Annotated in this window: 13 protein-coding genes and 1 tRNA gene; 6 read left to right on the top strand and 8 right to left on the bottom strand. The window is 67.1% G+C overall.

Going from position 1 to position 14,361, the window contains the following annotated elements; all coding sequences use genetic code 11:
- Nucleotides 1-23: 23 nt before the first annotated feature.
- Together bioC and C936_RS0103030 are read right to left on the bottom strand one after the other, a co-directional pair.
- Nucleotides 24-896 (bottom strand): malonyl-ACP O-methyltransferase BioC, encoded by an 873-nt coding sequence (gene bioC / locus C936_RS0103035; protein WP_018138216.1) that lies wholly within the window; start codon nt 894-896, stop codon nt 24-26.
- Nucleotides 897-906: 10 nt separating this feature from the next.
- Complete coding sequence (locus C936_RS0103030; protein WP_018175145.1) at nt 907-1,653, bottom strand: alpha/beta fold hydrolase; 747 nt, start codon at nt 1,651-1,653, stop codon at nt 907-909.
- 105 nt (nt 1,654-1,758) lie between these two features.
- Here C936_RS0103030 and plsY point away from each other — a divergent pair, with 105 nt between their 5' ends.
- Nucleotides 1,759-2,379, top strand: a complete 621-nt coding sequence (plsY, locus tag C936_RS0103025; protein ID WP_018175144.1) for a glycerol-3-phosphate 1-O-acyltransferase PlsY — start codon at nt 1,759-1,761, stop codon at nt 2,377-2,379.
- Between the two features lie 9 nt (nt 2,380-2,388).
- Here the strand turns inward: plsY and tsaD are convergent, their stop codons facing one another.
- Together tsaD and C936_RS0103015 are read right to left on the bottom strand one after the other, a co-directional pair.
- Nucleotides 2,389-3,399, bottom strand: a complete 1,011-nt coding sequence (gene tsaD / locus C936_RS0103020) for a tRNA (adenosine(37)-N6)-threonylcarbamoyltransferase complex transferase subunit TsaD (protein ID WP_018138213.1) — start codon at nt 3,397-3,399, stop codon at nt 2,389-2,391.
- Nucleotides 3,400-3,469: 70 nt separating this feature from the next.
- Nucleotides 3,470-4,603: a class I SAM-dependent methyltransferase gene (locus C936_RS0103015; RefSeq protein ID WP_018175143.1), complete on the bottom strand. Its 1,134-nt coding sequence runs from the start codon at nt 4,601-4,603 to the stop codon at nt 3,470-3,472.
- A gap of 133 nt (nt 4,604-4,736) precedes the next feature.
- On the opposite strand from C936_RS0103015, the gene C936_RS0103010 reads away from it, so the two are divergent.
- Genes C936_RS0103010 through C936_RS0103000 form a run of 3 tightly spaced genes read left to right on the top strand, consistent with a single transcriptional unit; the run spans nt 4,737 to nt 7,337 of the window.
- Nucleotides 4,737-5,459, top strand: a complete 723-nt coding sequence (locus tag C936_RS0103010) for a pteridine reductase (RefSeq protein ID WP_018138211.1) — start codon at nt 4,737-4,739, stop codon at nt 5,457-5,459.
- Nucleotides 5,460-5,517: 58 nt separating this feature from the next.
- Complete coding sequence (locus C936_RS0103005; protein WP_012981566.1) at nt 5,518-5,772, top strand: accessory factor UbiK family protein; 255 nt, start codon at nt 5,518-5,520, stop codon at nt 5,770-5,772.
- Between the two features lie 59 nt (nt 5,773-5,831).
- Nucleotides 5,832-7,337, top strand: a complete 1,506-nt coding sequence (locus tag C936_RS0103000) for a YifB family Mg chelatase-like AAA ATPase (RefSeq protein WP_012981565.1) — start codon at nt 5,832-5,834, stop codon at nt 7,335-7,337.
- Between the two features lie 64 nt (nt 7,338-7,401).
- Here the strand turns inward: C936_RS0103000 and C936_RS0102995 are convergent, their stop codons facing one another.
- Entirely contained in the window at nt 7,402-8,265 is an 864-nt protein-coding gene (locus tag C936_RS0102995) for a c-type cytochrome (protein ID WP_012981564.1), read from the bottom strand.
- A gap of 190 nt (nt 8,266-8,455) precedes the next feature.
- Between C936_RS0102995 and C936_RS0102990 the strand changes: the two genes are divergently transcribed.
- A tRNA-Arg gene (locus tag C936_RS0102990) sits at nt 8,456-8,532 on the top strand.
- 636 nt (nt 8,533-9,168) lie between these two features.
- Nucleotides 9,169-9,303, top strand: a complete 135-nt coding sequence (locus C936_RS15175) for a hypothetical protein (protein ID WP_012981562.1) — start codon at nt 9,169-9,171, stop codon at nt 9,301-9,303.
- Nucleotides 9,304-9,439: 136 nt separating this feature from the next.
- Here C936_RS15175 and C936_RS0102980 read toward each other — a convergent pair whose 3' ends face one another.
- The 3 genes from C936_RS0102980 to C936_RS0102970 form a co-directional block, all read right to left on the bottom strand.
- Nucleotides 9,440-10,489, bottom strand: coding sequence for a DmsC/YnfH family molybdoenzyme membrane anchor subunit (locus tag C936_RS0102980; protein WP_012981561.1), 1,050 nt, complete (start codon nt 10,487-10,489; stop codon nt 9,440-9,442).
- A gap of 25 nt (nt 10,490-10,514) precedes the next feature.
- On the bottom strand, nt 10,515-11,210 hold the full coding sequence (locus C936_RS0102975) for a 4Fe-4S dicluster domain-containing protein (RefSeq protein WP_018175142.1): 696 nt from the start codon (nt 11,208-11,210) through the stop codon (nt 10,515-10,517).
- A gap of 67 nt (nt 11,211-11,277) precedes the next feature.
- Entirely contained in the window at nt 11,278-14,184 is a 2,907-nt protein-coding gene (locus tag C936_RS0102970) for a molybdopterin oxidoreductase family protein (protein ID WP_018175141.1), read from the bottom strand.
- Nucleotides 14,185-14,361 lie beyond the last annotated feature (177 nt).

The raw sequence follows: 14,361 nt of genomic DNA, 5'->3' as shown, positions 1-14,361 counted from the left end.
CAATCGCCCCGGGTTGATCTGGATCAAGAGACGGGCCGAACGGGAATCACCCGGCCTTGCGGCTTCGAGGGCGGCGGAGCCTCCGGCACCCAGGCATGGCCGTACACAATCTCCCAGGTCGCCGGCAGTCGACCCTCGACCGCAAACGCCCGCGCATAGGCCTCGGCCACGGCCTGCAGCCGACGCGGACCCAGCAGCCCGCGCCCACGCCCAGCCAGCGCATTGCGCACCCCCACCCCACGCAGATCACGCAACAGAGTGTCGAAATCGCCATAGGTGAGCGTCAGGCTCTCCTGATCCATCACCGGGTCCGCGAACCCCGCACGCACCAGGGCATCACCGATGTCGTGCATATCGACAAAGGCATTCACGTGTTGCGCGTTCCCGCCGTCGACCTCGGCAAAGGCCGCGCGCAGCTCACGCAGGGTATCCGGGCCGAAGGTGGAAAAGGTCCACAGCGCCCCCGGCGCCAGCACACGCCGCACCTCGGAAAAGGCCTGATCGAGGCTGGAACACCACTGCAACGCCGCACTGGAGATCGCCAGATCGTAGTGCGCCTCCGGCAGGGGCAAAGCCTCGATGTCCGCACACACGGCCAGCGGCCGTCGCCACCAGCGGCCGCGGCGCTGCACCGCCGCGACCATCCCCGGGGCAAAGTCGACACCGGTCAGTTCGGCCTTGCGGTAGCGCCGCCGCAGGAGATCCAGCGCCTCCCCGGTCCCGCAACCCAGATCGAGCACGCGGGCCGGTTGCAGCTTGACCAGATCGAGTCGCTCGAGCAGCCGTCCTTGGACCTCGCGCTGCAGCACCGCATGGGCCTCGTAGCCCGCAGCCGCCCGCCCGAAGGCCTCGCGTACGCGCGCCTTGTCCAGTGCGTATTCATCCGCCCCCGTCATGGATCGCCGATCACTCCAGTGCCGCTAGAAACTCGTTTATAAAGGCCGCCACGGGCGCCGGGTCCTGCCACCACTGCGCATGGCCCCCGGGCCGCACGACCAGCCGGGCGTCCGGGCGCAGGCCGCGCAGGTCATCCGCCACGGTGGACGGTACCAGCGCGTCTCCCTCGGCGAGACAGGCCCCGAGCGGCACCGAACTGGATTGCCAGTAGACGCGCTGGTCACACTCCATCAGGCAGGCCAGCCCGGCCGCGAGGCCCTGGTCGGTCGCCGGGGCACCCTCCAGCTCGCTCGTCAGATCGGCGGCCAGCGAGGCCGCTTCCGGCGAGCCCCTGGCGCAGAGCATGGCCAGTCGCCGGTGCAGTCGCCGCCGGGGCCCCTCGAGGGCCAACTGAAAGTCCGCAAGCTCCGCGGCCGGCAGCGCATGGCCCCAGTCCGGGGCCGCTGCAAAACGCGGCGTGGAATTGAGCAGCACGAGCCCCCGGGTATCCGGTATCTGGCGCGCCAGCTCCAGCGCAACCAGCCCGCCGAGCGACCAGCCCAGCCAGATGGGGCGCGACAGCGGGCGCGGCAGCTGAGCCCGGATGGCCTCGCAGGTAGCCACAGGATCGCCCAGGGCCTCTCCACCAGCGAGTTCCCCGTGCCCCGGCAGGGCCGGCGCGTAGATCTCGAACCCGGGCAGCGCGGCACGCAAAGGCGCCCAGACTGCCGGGGAGAACCCCCAGCCGTGCAGCAGCACAAGGGTCGGGCGCGTCATCGCGGGCCAACCCGCCGCCACCCTGAACGCAGCGCCCCGGCTTGCGTATCATGGGCGCCGTTTCGCGCCACACCCCACCCAACCGAATCTTCAGGTCGAGTTTGCATGGACATCGTACTGGGCATTGTCATCGCGTATCTGCTGGGATCGCTTTCCACGGCCATCGTCGTGAGCAAGTTGCTGCGGCTGCCGGACCCACGTCACACAGGCTCGGGCAACCCCGGTGCGACCAACGTACTGCGCTACGGAGGCAAGAAGGCGGCCATCATCACGTTGATCGGGGATGTCGGCAAGGGCTGGCTGCCGGTGTTCGTCGCCGCCCAGCTCGGCATCTTTCCGACCTGGGCCCTCGGCCTGATCGGCCTGGCCGCCTTCCTCGGACATGTGTTTCCCGTGTACTACGGCTTTCGCGGCGGCAAGGGCGTGGCCACCGCGCTGGGCGTGCTTCTGGCACTCAACCCGCTGGTCGGCGGGCTCACGCTGCTGACCTGGCTCGTGGTCGCCGCGATCTGGCGCTACTCCTCGCTGTCGGCCCTGGTCGCGGCGACGCTGGCACCCGTTTACTTCGTGTTCCTGGAACCGGATTTCTGGCTCGCGCTGATCGTGGCGGCCATGGCGGTGGTGCTGTTCATCCGCCACGACACCAACATCCGCCGCCTGATGCGCGGGGAGGAAGGGAAGATCGGCTACAAGAAGGACGAGGCGGCAGAACCGCCGCGAGACTAGCGATCTGCCTCAGGCGGAGAGCTCCGCCAGCGGCCAGCGGGCACGCGCCGTGATCGCCGGGGCCTGGTCGTCGGGCGCCCAGCCCGCCTGCAGGCGGCGCAGCCCGGCGAGCGCGATCATCGCCCCGTTGTCCGTGCAGAACTCGATCCGCGGGAAATACACCGGCACCCCCTGTTGCGCGGCCATCGCCTGCAGTCCCGCGCGCAGCCGGGTGTTCGCGGCCACCCCGCCGGCGACCACCAGCGCCGGGGCCTGACTCTGCTCCAGCGCCCTCCGGGTCTTCTCCACCAGGGTCTCGCTGACCGCCTCCTCGAATGCGCGCGCGACATCCTGCGGGCGGTATTCCTGCTTGTTCAGGGCAGTCAGCACGGCCGTCTTCAGGCCGGAAAAGCTCATGTCCAGCCCCGGCCGGTCGAGCATCGGGCGCGGCAGACGCAGGGCATCGCTCACCCCCTGCTCGGCCAGGCGCGACAGGGCGGGACCACCAGGATAGCCCAGCCCCAGCAGCTTGGCGGTCTTGTCGAAGGCCTCTCCAGCGGCGTCGTCGATACTCTCGCCCAGCAGCTCGTAGTCGCCCAGGGAACGGGCATGGATCAGCTGCGTGTGCCCGCCGGAGACCAGCAGCACCAGGAACGGGAAATCCAGCCCGGCGTCTTCCAGGAACGGGGCCAGCAGGTGACCTTCGAGGTGGTGCACCGGCATCGCCGGCACGCCCCAGCCCCAAGCGAGCGAGCGCGCGACCGAGGCCCCCGTCAGCAGGGCCCCCAGCAGTCCCGGCCCGCCGGTATAGGCGATTGCATCCAGCTCGGGCCCCTTCACGCCCGCCTCGTCCAGCACCGCCCGCAGCAGCGGCAGCAGGCGCCGGATGTGATCGCGCGAAGCAAGCTCCGGTACCACGCCGCCGTAGACCGCATGCAGGTCGGTCTGGCTGTACAGCCGGTGCGCGAGCAGGCCGCGCTGATCATCGATCAGCGCCACGCCCGTCTCGTCGCAGGAGGTCTCGATACCCAGGACTTTCATAGGAGCAGCATGCCTCGGGGCGCGGGTACGGGGAAGGATTCCGGGCGAACCGGACGGGATTGCGAGTCCCTCACAGGCGGCCGCGCCGATCGGGGATCGCGGAGAAGTCGAGCGCAGCACAGGCGCGACCCAGGGTCATCACCTGAAAGCGCTCGCCCATCTCTCCGGGCAGGGTCAGCATGCGCACGGCCTGGGCGGCCTGCATGGTCTTGCGGGCATCCTCGCCACTGCCGACGCGCGCCTCGAAGCGCTCCGCCAGGCCCGCACCCAGCAGGAACTCGCCCTGCGCGGCATAACCGAGCACATCGAGCCCCGCCACATCCGCGGCCTCGGCCACCGCAGTGAAATCGACGCTGGCCGTCAGGTCCATCAGCCCGGGCTGCGCCAGGGGGTCCAGCATCATCTGCTGACGGTAATAGCCAACCAGCGTGCCCTGGTGGCGCTCCGCGGCGTAATACGCGGCCCGCGGAAACCCGTAGTCGACCAGCAACGCTACACCCTGCTCCAGACAAGCGGCCACGCTCGCAACCCAGGCCGCCTGAGCCGGACGCCACTCGGAGGTGTATCCGTCGGGCCAGGGGCCGTGTGCCGCCTGCAGCTCGCGCACGACGTCCGCCAGTGGCTCGGGGGCCGGCTGTTCCGCCAGCACCAGCCTGCCGTCGCCATCCACTGTGACACCCATCTGCCAGGGCTGGCCCTCGCGCCAGCGAAAGAGCTCCACCGGCAGTGCGTCGAGCACCTCGTTCGCCAGCACCACACCCCGGATCGGCTCCTCGGGCAGGGTATCGAGCCATTCCACCCGGGCGTACTCCTCCGGCTCCAGGCGTTCCGCCAGGTGCTCCTGCTGCATGGCCCGCAGGTCCGGGCTGACCTCGATGATCTTGTAGCACTGCCAGCCCACGCCCAGCTCGCGCAGCGTCACAAGCACATCGCCGGCCAGCCGGCCGCTGCCCGCGCCAAACTCCAGCAACTGCCCGCCGCCCGCCAGTTCGTCGCGCAGCAGCGGGGCCAGCCAGCTGGCCAGGGTCTCGCCGAAGAGCGGGGACAGCTCCGGCGCGGTCACGAAATCACCGCCCGCGCCCAACTTGCGCGCCCCGTTCACGTAATAGCCGAGCCCCGGCGCATACAGCGCCTGGTGCATGTAATCGACAAACGGGAGGAACCCGCCGTGCGCGGCGATACTCTGTTGCAGGGAGTCGTGCATCTGCCGCGCGATGGCGGCAGCCGGGTCGTCCGGCGTGGGTGTGCTAGGTTTCGGCGGCAGCATGGCGACAAATGGTACCAAGGCGAGGCATGACGTGACGGAACACACACAGGGAGAGCGATCGGAAACCGGCGTGGTGCTGGTCACCGGATCCGCGCGCCGGGTCGGCGCGACCATCGTGCGCTGGCTGCACGGCGAGGGCCTGCGCGTGCTCATTCACTATCGAGGGTCGCGCGACGACGCTGCCGCCCTGGCCGACTCGCTGAATGCCCGGCGCGAGGACAGCGCGCGCATCCTGCAAGCCGACCTGCTGAACCTGAACGACATCCAGCGCCTGGCACGCGAGGCGGAAGAGGCCTGGGGGCGGCTGGATTACCTGGTCAACAATGCCTCGACCTTCTACGCGACCCCGGTCGGCGCGATCGATACGCAGGCATGGGATGACCTGGTCGGGTCCAACCTGAAGGCCCCCACATTTCTGACCCAGGCCTGTGCGCCGGCGCTCGCGCGCACCCGGGGCGCAGTGGTCAACATCGTGGACATTCATGCCCTGCGCCCGCTGAAGGGTTACCCCGTGTATTCCGCGGCGAAGGCGGGACTCTGGGCCCTGACCCAGGCCTATGCCCGCGAACTGGGCCCGGACGTGCGTGTTAACGGCGTCGCACCCGGCGCAATCCTCTCGCCCGAGGATCCGAACAATGCCGGGACGCACGAAGCGATGGTCGAGCGCACCGCCCTCAAACGCGAGGGCCACCCCGACGACATCGCCCGTACGGTACGCTTTCTGCTGCTGGATGCGCCCTACATCACCGGACAGGTGATCCCGGTGGATGGCGGGCGCTCCGCCTCGCAGTAACGATCCGCGCGACGCGCTACACTAAATACATCCTCGAATCAAAAGAAGAGAACGGCCCATGATCGACCCCAAACGCTTTGACGATCTCGCGCGCCGGATCACCGAGAGCCTGCCGGAGTCGGTGCGCCATATGCAGGAGGATGTCCAGCGTCAGGTCCGCTCGTCGCTGCAGCACGGCTTCGAGCGCATGGACCTGGTCACCCGCGAGGACTTCGACGTCCAGGTTGCGCTGCTGGAACGCACCCGCGAACGCCTGGCCGAGCTGGAAGCCCGCGTGGAGGCCCTCGAGGCCGAACGCAAGACCGCGGAGTAACACACTCCCCATAGAACCACCGGGCACGGAGGCCCGGACCCGCAACAGGGAGGGCAAGGATGCCCATTGCCATCAGCCATGCCCGTGCGGTCGCCGGGATCCAGGCACCGCTGGTCACCATCGAGACTCACCTGGCCAACGGCCTGCCGTCATTCCAGATTGTCGGCCTGCCGGAGGCGGCCGTGCGCGAGAGCCGCGACCGCGTCCGCGCGGCCATCCAGACCAGCGGCTTCGACTTTCCCCGCCGCCGCATCACCGTCAACCTGGCCCCGGCCGACCTGCCGAAGGATGGCGGGCGTTTCGACCTCGGCATCGCATTGGGCATCCTCGCCGCCAGCCAGCAGATCCCGGGCAGCGCCCTCGAAGGGCGCGAGTTTCTGGGCGAACTGGGACTGGACGGGACCCTGCGGCCGGTCGGCGGGACGCTGGCCGCCGCACTGGCAGCCGCTAATGAGGCGCGCGAGCTGATCGTGAACCCCGAGGACGGGGCCGAGGCGGCACTGGCCAGCGCCGCGCGGGTGCGCACCGCCGACCACCTGATCGCGGTCTGCGCCGGGCTGCAGGGTCAAGGGGAGCTGGACGAGGGCCGACCCGTCGAAGCGGAACCGGATCGCTACCCCGACCTGGCCGATGTGCGCGGTCAGCACCAGGCACGTCGCGCACTGGAGATCGCGGCCGCGGGTGGCCACCACCTGTTAATGGTCGGCCCGCCCGGCAGCGGCAAGTCCATGCTGGCCGCACGCATACCAGGCATCCTGCCACCGATGTCCGAGGCGGAAGCACTGGAGACCGCCGCGATCCACAGTCTGCGCGACACCGGCCACCTGCAGCGCGACTGGCGCGCCCGACCGTTCCGCTCGCCCCACCACACGGCCTCGGGGGTCGCACTGGTCGGTGGTGGCTCCACACCACGCCCGGGCGAGATCTCGCTGGCGCATCACGGCGTGCTGTTTCTGGACGAGCTGACCGAATTCCAGCGCAGTGTGCTCGATGTCCTGCGCGAGCCGCTTGAGACCGGGACGATTCATATCGCCCGAGCCGCCCGGCAGGCCGAGTTTCCCGCCCGGTTCCAGCTGGTAGCGGCGATGAACCCCTGTCCACAGGGCTTCGACTGCGACCTCGGGGCGCGCTGCCAGTGCTCCCCGGAACAGATGGCGCGCCACCGGCGACGCCTGTCCGCGCCGCTACTGGACCGCATCGACCTGGCGATCGAGGTCCCGCGCATCCCGCCGCCCGAACTGGCCTCGCATGGCGAACCCGGCGAAGACTCCAGGACCGTCGCGCAACGCGTCGCCCTGGCGCAGGAACGCCAGCGGCAACGCCAGGGCTCCCTCAATCGCGAACTGGCGGGCCAGATGCTGGACCAGCACGCCACCCTGGAGGCAGGCGACCGCGCCCTGCTGGACCGCGCTGCGGAGCGCTTTCGCCTGTCGGCACGCGCCTACCACCGCATCCTGCGCCTCGCGCGGACGATCGCCGACCTCGAACCCAGCGACCCGATCACGACCGGTCACCTGACCGAGGCGCTCAGCTATCGCGCGCTGGATCACTGGCGCACCCAGTAACCAGGCAAAGAAAAGGCCTGCACGGCAGCTGCCGACGCGGGCCTTGAGATCGGATCGAAACCGATCAGTCTTCGAAGGTCGCGACGTACACCGCCAGGTCGGCAATGTCCTGGTCCGACAGGCGGGCCGCATTCGGCGCCATCAGGGCCGTGCGGTCACCCACGGTCTCGCCGGCACGGTAGCGCACGAGCTTGTCGGCGGTGTACTCGGCGGTCTGGCCGGCAATCTTCGGGAACGCGGGGGAACCCTGACCCTGGGCACCATGGCAAGCGATGCAGGTGCTGTACAGGGACTCGCCACGACTCACGTCACCGGTATCCAGGGCAATCCCTTCCAGTGCTTCGTCGTCCTCGACAGCGGCATCGTCATCTTCGGTCACGGCCTCGCCGTTACCGTTTTCGTCACCATTGCCGTTCTCATCGCCGTTAGCGTCTTCGGGCTCCCAGCCGTGATCAATACCGGCTTCGTCCAGCATGTAGACCACCACCAGCTTCACTTCCTCGTCACTCAGGCTGGAATCACCGCCGCGAGCCGGCATCGCACCTATGCCGTTGATGGAGTTGTCGAACACCTCGTCCAGGCTGCGCTCGTCGAGGCGGGCGGCCCAGGCGTCGGAGTCGCCCTTGATCGGGGCATCGGAGGCCCCGGTGTCGTGACAGGCCGCACAGACATTGCTGTAGATGTCACCCGGACTCAGGTCGGCGGTCTCTTCCTCCATATCGACCGGACCGGAGGCCACGCGACCGATCGGCTGGATGCGTTCGACGATCCGATCGCGCTCGGCCTCACTGGGCTCGCCTAGCTGGAGCCCTCCCATGAAGTTCGCCAACTGGATCAACAGGTAGATCACAGTGGCGAGCAGCGCCACGGATGCGATGAACATCAACACCTTGTTACCGGTGTCCATCTTGATCGGTTGATTCGCCACTTGCTCTCCCTCCGAAAGGTGCGGGCCGCGCGCGGCCGTAATGGTTCCTAGCCCAAGTATTCCCACGCGCCAGGCGCGCAAATCGGGCGCCGAGTATAGGGCATCGTCCCTCTCGAGACCACAAACCCAGTAGGGCAGTCAAAAATGCGCTGGACGGACCCGTTCAGCGCCCCGTATCATTACTCGTCTTGCGCCCGTAGCTCAGCTGGATAGAGCGCTGCCCTCCGGAGGCAGAGGTCAGAGGTTCGAATCCTCTCGGGCGCGCCATCATAAAGAAGAAGGGCCCCTAGCGGGCCCTTCTTCTTTATGGGGGTGTGCCCCGAGGGCCCGATGAGAACCTCCGTTCGAGCCGAGGCCCGCGCAGCGGGCCGACGCGCGGTACCGCCGCAGGCGGTGCCGGCCCGAAGGGCCAAGCGACCGCAGGTCGCGCAGCCATCCTCTCGGGCGCGACGTTTAAACGCCCTCGGAGCCAACCCCGCGAACCTCCGTTCGAATCGAGGCCCGCGAAGCGGGCCGACATCGCGGTGCAGCCAACGGCTGCACCGGTCCGAAGGACCGAGCCGCCAAAGGCGGCGAAGCCATCCTCTCGGGCGCGCCGCCTGAACACCCCCGAGCCCAACGCCGCGCCCCCGTCGAATCAAGGCCTGCGCAGCGGCACGGCATCGCAAGTCACCCCCTCGGCGACAGCCTCGGGGCGTTCGCCGGCGCGAAGCCGTGCTTCGCGAAACCCCGGCTCACCCTCTCGGGCGCAACATCAGTTCCGCTTCCAACATGCCCTGGCCCGGCCAGCGCGGCGATCCGGCATCCTGACCGGCAAATGCCGCCACTCCCTTGATCCAGATCAAATCGAAGCCCCGGCAGCAGCGCTAGCTTGAAGGTGACCACTGCAACCGGGAGTGCGTGATGTTGACTGAAATCATGTTTCAATCGCCCATCGGGATCCTGACGATCCTGACCCTGGTGGGCATCGTGGCGTTCTTCGTGTACGTCGGCTACTTCATCCTTCATGGCATGCACGAGGACGACAAGGCGAAATAACCCGCCTTGGGGAAACCAGGCACCATAAAAAAACGGGCCAGCATGCTGGCCCGTTTTAGTTGGGTATTCCCTGACGAGCCCCCCCTCGGTGGTCACCCGGCAACTGCGCCCGGCAACCGCCGAAGGCCGGCTGACATCAGGAGCCGGAGCCCCCGGGGGTATCCCCCAGCTCCCAGCGGCGCGCGTCGGTCGGGTCCGTGACCGGCGCGACCGAGGTACGGCCGCGAGCGGGCTCGGCCAGGGAGTTGGTGCAGGTCTGGGCACCGTGGTACAGGCGCACGACGTGCTTGGCCTCGGCGAAGAACAGCCACCGCTCCATGCCGATACCGATCAGGCTCGAGACAGCGGCCAGCCAGGCGATGCCGGCCGGGGCGCCTGACAGGATCGACGCGAACACCAGGACTGGGGCCACAAAGCCGAGCAGGAAGACGCCCATCTTCACGTTGTCGATGGTGTCCTTGCGCGGGTCGTAGCCGAACTCGTCGGTCAGGAAGGTGCCGGCGGTGTGGCCGGTATCCAGCAGGCGCACGGTCGCACGGTTGAAGGTGGTGGCGGTATTGATCGTCGGGCCATTCACGCGCGAGATCCAGAAGTAGTAGATCGCCTTCAGCACGGCGGCAGCAACCAGCGCGACCATCGCGACACCCGCATGCATCGCCGTGGCATTGCCGAACACGGTGGCAATGGCGGCAAACAGCGTGGTGCCGGTCGCGATGCCCAGCATGATGTAGTTGGCCGGGGTCAGCGCGGTGTTCCACTGGCGGATGGTCTTCAGACAACCGTAGATCATCCCCGTGGAGAACAGGGTGATCACGGCCAGCACGGCGGCGATCACGCCGGCCAGCGCCGGCAACGGCCCGATGGCCGCGCCCTGCAGCAGGACGCCCAGGCCATAGATCCCGGCGAAGGGATAGAACAGCACCGCGAACACGGCCTCGCGCGACAGCCAGGAGGTCTTGAAGCGCATGAACGAGCGCCAGGCGTTCTTCTTGTTCGCCAGGTGGCCGGTGGAAAGCATCAGCCCCAGGGTGATCATCCCCAGCGAGACCGCGCCGTGTGCCAGCAGCTCGCCGTGGCTCATGGCCGGACCGATGCCCGCGAGGTGGAAGGCCGCCAGCAGGATGAACAGGCCGTAGCCCGCACCGGAGATGACGGTAAACAGGATGACGGAAAATGCCGGATGCATATGAATTCTCCCGATCGGGCCGCGCCTAGCGCGCGACCATCTTGTTGACCCAGTCCTTCACCGAGCTGACCAGACGGTTGGCCCGCACGTCGTCGATGGGGATGGGACGGGTGATACGCGGGGGCAGATAGGTGTTGACCGGCTTGTAGCCCAGCTCCGGCATCTGCTTCACGCCGCCACGCTCGCGCACCAGGCGGCTGACCTCGGAGTTGTCGTCGTCGAAGTCACCGAAGAACCGGGCATGGGCCGGGCAGGTGATCACGCAGGCCGGCTGGCGTTCTTCCGGCGGCAGGGCCTCGTCGTAGATGCGGTCCACGCACAGCGTGCACTTCTTCATCACGCCGTCTTCGCGGTCCAGCTCGCGCGCACCGTAGGGGCAGGCCCAGGCACAGTAGTTACAGCCCATGCACTTGTCCTGGTCGACCAGCACGATGCCGTCTTCCGGACGCTTGTAGGAAGCGCCGGTCGGGCAGACATTCACGCAGTCGGCATGCTGGCAGTGCATGCAGGACATCGGGATGTTGACGGTCTTGTTGTTGGGGTAGTCCCCGACCTCGTAGTGGCGCACGCGGTTGAACCAGACGCCGCTCGGGTCCTCGCCGTACGGGCGATAGTCGGTCAGCGCACCGGTGGTGCCGCTGGTGTTCCACTGCTTGCAGGCCACCGCACAGGCGTGACAGCCCACGCAGGTGTCCATGTCGATTACGAGTCCAAGTCGCATACAACTACTCCTCAAATTTCCTCGGGCCGCCGGCCGGGGCCGGCGGCATGGCCCGGATCCGTGATGCCTAGCGGTCTTCGTCCAGCGAGCCGCGGGTCAGCACGTCACGGATGGAACGATTCAGGTGCACCGGCTTGTGCGCGGCGTAGCGCAGCTGATCCGGGGCCTCGGACATGCCGGGGGCCGGCTTGACCGTGTCGAAGTCGGGCCAGGTGCTGGCCTCTTCCGGATCGGCCGGGGTGATCTTGACCTTCAGGTCGTACCACGCGGCCTGGCCGGTTACTGGGTCGGAGTTGGTGATGTTGTCCACCGGATCGCCCTTCTTCGGCAGCAGCTCGCTGATCAGGTGGTTCATCAGGAAGCCCTTGTTGGACTCGTTCGCGTCCGGCTTCAGGCCCCAGGCGCCCTTCTGCTTGCCGATCGCGTTCCAGGTCCAGACGGTGCTCGGCTCGCAGCCCTCGATCAGCTTGACCTGCACACGGACCTTGCCGTTGTGCGATTCCATCCACACCCAGGACAGGTCCTCGATGCCCATGGACTCGGCCTTGCTGCGGTTCATGTACAGGTAGTTCTGGGCGCAGATCTGACGCAGCCAGGCGTTCTGCGAGTCCCAGGAGTGGTACATGAACATCGGGCGCTGGTTGACCGCGTAGAACGGGTACTCGTCCTCGTCGATACGGGTCTGCTCCAGCGGCTTGTGCCAGATCGGCAGCGGATCGAAGAACTGGGTCAGGCGATCCTTGTGCTCCTGCTTGGTCGGCTGCGGACCGTCATACAGGCCCTGGCCGGCCAGCTTGAAGCGCTGCTGGGTCTCGGAATAGAGCTCGATCGTGATCGGATCGGTCTTGCCCACCCAGCCGGCGTGCTTGGCCAGCTCCAAGTACTCCTTGTTCGCGTAGCGGTAGAACTGCTGGTTCGGCGCCAGGTGATGCACGAAGAACCCCTGGTTCTCGATGTACGCCTCCCACTGCTTCGGGTTCGGCTCGCCACGCAGGTGGGTCTGGCCGTCCTTGCCGCGGTAGCCGGACAAAAAGCCGATCCCCGGCTCCTTCTCGAAGTTGACGATGAAGTCCTTGTAATCGTCGAACTTGCGGCTGCCGTCGTCGTTGGTGAACGCCGGGAACTTCAGACGACCGGCCAGCTCGACCATGACCTCCTGCCAGGGACGCACGTCGCGGTCGACCTCGAGGATCGGGTGGCGGATGGAGTCCGCCGCCGCGGCCGGCTCGGAGATCGGGCGGTCCAGCATGGAGATCGTGTCGTAACGCTCCAGATAGGTCGTGTCCGGGAGCACCAGATCGGCAAAGTTGACCGTCTCCGAGTGGAACGCGTCCGCGACCACCAGGAACGGGATCTTGTACTCGCCGCTGTCGTCCTTCGCCCGCAGCATGTCCATCACCTCGGCGGTATTCATCGAGGAGTTCCAGGACATGTTCGCCATGAAGAAGATCAGCGTGTCGATCGGGTAGGGATCGCCGTTGACCGCGTTGGTCACCACCATGTGCATCAGGCCATGGTTGGAGATCGGGGCATCCCAAGAGAAGGCCTTGTCGATGCGCAGCGGGTTGCCGTCGTCATCGATGACCAGGTCCTCCGGCGCGGTCGGGAAACCGAGCGGCGGGCTCTTCAGCGGGGTGTTCGGCGCGCATTCCTTGGCCGGCTTGATGCCCGGCGGGACGTGCTTGGGGTACGGCGGCTTGGCCAGGTGACCACCAGGGCAGTCCACCGAGCCCAGCATGATCTGCAGCAGATGGATCGCGCGGCAGGTCTGGAAGCCGTTGGAGTGCGCGGAGATGCCGCGCATCGCGTGCATGGAGACCGGACGGCCGAACACCTTGTCGTGCTTGCGGCCCCAGGAGTCGGTCCACTCGATGTCGAGCTCGATCGTCTCCTTGAACGCGACGTGCGCCATCTCCAGCGCCAGACGCTCGGTCTGGTCGGCCGGCACGCCAGTGATCTTGGCGGTATTTTCCGGGGAATACTCCTCCGACAGATAGCGCTCGGCCAGCAGCGTCATCACGGTCTTGACCGGGCGGCCATCGGGCGCGGTGTACTCGCCGAACAGCGCCGGCTTGATATCGACTTGGGTGCCGTCGACGAACGCTTCCTGCTCCAGTTCCCAGACCAGCGGGTTGCCGGCCTCGTCACGCAGGATCAGGCCATCGCCCTTCTGCCCCGGGGTCTGCACGACCAGCTGGGTGGCGTTGGTGTAGCGCACCAGGAAATCCCAGTCGAACTGATCGTTCTTCAGCAGCACGTGCAGCATCGACAGCGCGAACAGGCCGTCGGTACCGGGCTTGATGCCCACCCACTCGTCGGCGATCGCCTGGTAGCCGGTGCGCACCGGGTTGATGGCGACAAACTTGCCGCCGCGGCGCTTGAGCTTCTCCAGCCCGATCTTGATCGGGTTGGAGGCATGGTCTTCCGCCACGCCCCAGAGCATGTGGTACTTGGTGCGGTCCCAGTCGGGGTCGCCGAATTCCCAGAACGCGAAACCGGTGGTGTACAGGCCGCCGGTGGCCATGTTGACCGAGCAGAAGCCGCCGTGGGCCGCCCAGTTGTAGGTACCGAACTGGGTCGCCCACAGGCCGGTCAGGGCCTGCATCTGGTCGCGGCCGGTAAAGAACGCCAGCTTGCGCGGGTCGGTCTCGCGGATCTTCTGCAGACGCGTGGACAGCATGTCCAGGGCCTCGTCCCAGGAGATCGGCTCGAACTCGCCGGCGCCGCGCTCGGTACCCGGCTTGCGGCGCATCGGCTGGTGCAGGCGCGCCGGGGACTGTTGCTTCATGATGCCGGCGTTGCCCTTGGCACACAGCACACCCTTGTTGATCGGGTGGTGCCGGTTGCCCTGGATATAGCGGACCTTGTTGTTCTGGACCGTAACCTTGATGCCGCAGCGGCAGGCACACATGTAGCAGGTGGTGTACTTGATCTCCTGCTCGCTGTGGTTCTCGAACTCGGGTAAGGCACTCATTCAGGCGACCCCATAGATTATGGTTTGCTTATTCACGCTGGGCATATTGGCCATAAAGAAGCCTTTTGGCTAACGAAAAGTTCTTATCTAGGAATAAGCAGAAATAATCTGCGAGAGAATTTATTTATTGCCGCATCGAATCTGGGGCCTTGTTGTGGCAATCACGGAAAAGTGGTC

This window comes from Thioalkalivibrio sp. ALJ4, from assembly GCF_000377225.1.
Lineage (GTDB): Bacteria > Pseudomonadota > Gammaproteobacteria > Ectothiorhodospirales > Ectothiorhodospiraceae > Thioalkalivibrio.
This window is presented reverse-complemented; position numbering and strand designations above follow the sequence as displayed.

What these genes read in the sequence shown, in the direction of transcription:
- C936_RS0103005 (WP_012981566.1), top strand. Translation starts at nt 5,518, where the DNA reads ATGATCGACCCCAAACGCTTTGACGATCTCGCGCGCCGGATCACCGAG.
- bioC (WP_018138216.1), bottom strand. Translation starts at nt 896, where the DNA reads ATGACGGGGGCGGATGAATACGCACTGGACAAGGCGCGCGTACGCGAG.
- C936_RS0102975 (WP_018175142.1), bottom strand. Translation starts at nt 11,210, where the DNA reads ATGCGACTTGGACTCGTAATCGACATGGACACCTGCGTGGGCTGTCAC.
- C936_RS15175 (WP_012981562.1), top strand. Translation starts at nt 9,169, where the DNA reads ATGTTGACTGAAATCATGTTTCAATCGCCCATCGGGATCCTGACGATC.
- tsaD (WP_018138213.1), bottom strand. Translation starts at nt 3,399, where the DNA reads ATGAAAGTCCTGGGTATCGAGACCTCCTGCGACGAGACGGGCGTGGCG.
- plsY (WP_018175144.1), top strand. Translation starts at nt 1,759, where the DNA reads ATGGACATCGTACTGGGCATTGTCATCGCGTATCTGCTGGGATCGCTT.
- C936_RS0103015 (WP_018175143.1), bottom strand. Translation starts at nt 4,603, where the DNA reads ATGCACGACTCCCTGCAACAGAGTATCGCCGCGCACGGCGGGTTCCTC.
- C936_RS0102980 (WP_012981561.1), bottom strand. Translation starts at nt 10,489, where the DNA reads ATGCATCCGGCATTTTCCGTCATCCTGTTTACCGTCATCTCCGGTGCG.
- C936_RS0103030 (WP_018175145.1), bottom strand. Translation starts at nt 1,653, where the DNA reads ATGACGCGCCCGACCCTTGTGCTGCTGCACGGCTGGGGGTTCTCCCCG.
- C936_RS0103000 (WP_012981565.1), top strand. Translation starts at nt 5,832, where the DNA reads ATGCCCATTGCCATCAGCCATGCCCGTGCGGTCGCCGGGATCCAGGCA.
- C936_RS0102970 (WP_018175141.1), bottom strand. Translation starts at nt 14,184, where the DNA reads ATGAGTGCCTTACCCGAGTTCGAGAACCACAGCGAGCAGGAGATCAAG.